This window comes from Agrobacterium sp. 22-221-1 (assembly GCF_053522445.1).
Genome location: NZ_JBNWCL010000048.1, coordinates 1 through 810, shown reverse-complemented (window position 1 = coordinate 810; position 810 = coordinate 1). Strand labels below are relative to the sequence as shown.

Annotated in this window: 1 protein-coding gene and 1 tRNA gene; both read right to left on the bottom strand. The window is 59.0% G+C overall.

Features of this window, described 5'->3' with window-relative positions; translation table 11 throughout:
* Window positions 1-82 precede the first annotated feature (82 nt).
* On the bottom strand, window positions 83-316 hold the full coding sequence (locus tag ACQZ5N_RS26380) for a hypothetical protein (RefSeq protein WP_448734570.1): 234 nt from the start codon (window positions 314-316) through the stop codon (window positions 83-85).
* Between the two features lie 399 nt (window positions 317-715).
* Window positions 716-792, bottom strand: a tRNA-Met gene (locus tag ACQZ5N_RS26375).
* Window positions 793-810: the final 18 nt, after the last annotated feature.

Sequence of the window (810 nt, the reverse complement as noted above, 5' to 3'; positions counted from 1 at the left end):
AGCCCTCGCTGAAAACATGCGAGGGAAGGTTGGAACATGGGTCAATTCTCAATGGAAATATCACGCCACGCCGGGTCAGTTCTCAGTGGCAATCAACAACCAGTTGCTCGGCAGCCCGCCCGGCCATCAGCATGGTCAGCATGTTTTCGTACCAGTCACGGGTATCGGTGGCCCAGACGTGGAAGCCGACGAGATTGTAGCCGCCCTCGCCGGAATCGATACTGAGGCCGCGAACGGGTCCGAGATCGAGAGCATGATGCACGACTGCATGCCCTGCCTCGTGGAAGGCGAAGCGCCAGCGCAGATTGTGCGGCACGGGCGGGCGATGCCCGCGGATGCCCTCTTCGATATCCTCACAATACCGAGATCAGCATCCGCAAGCTGATCTTCCTCGCACGCAACAACGCCGACGAACATGCCAAGCAGCGGCTGATGCCGATCGTGCGTGATCTCATCCAGACCGTCGTGATCGGCAAGACCCCGGGCCATCAACCGGCCAGTTTGCAGGTACACGGCTCGATCGCCAACATCATGGCCTCGATGGAGGTCCTGGACCTGATGGAGCAGCAGTTCATCACCGCCGCCCAGAATGATCTGATGGCCCGGATCGCATCCGGCGAGATCGACACGGAGCAGAAACGCAAAAAGCTCCTCGACTCATATGAGGAGGAGCTTCGTCGCAAATACCCCGAGTGGGCGAATTTGCAAGTGTCGGTGGTTGCGGGGGCAGGATTTGAACCTGCGGCCTTCAGGTTATGAGCCTGACGAGCTACCGGGCTGCTCCACCCCGCGTTGATAGTTTTATTATAG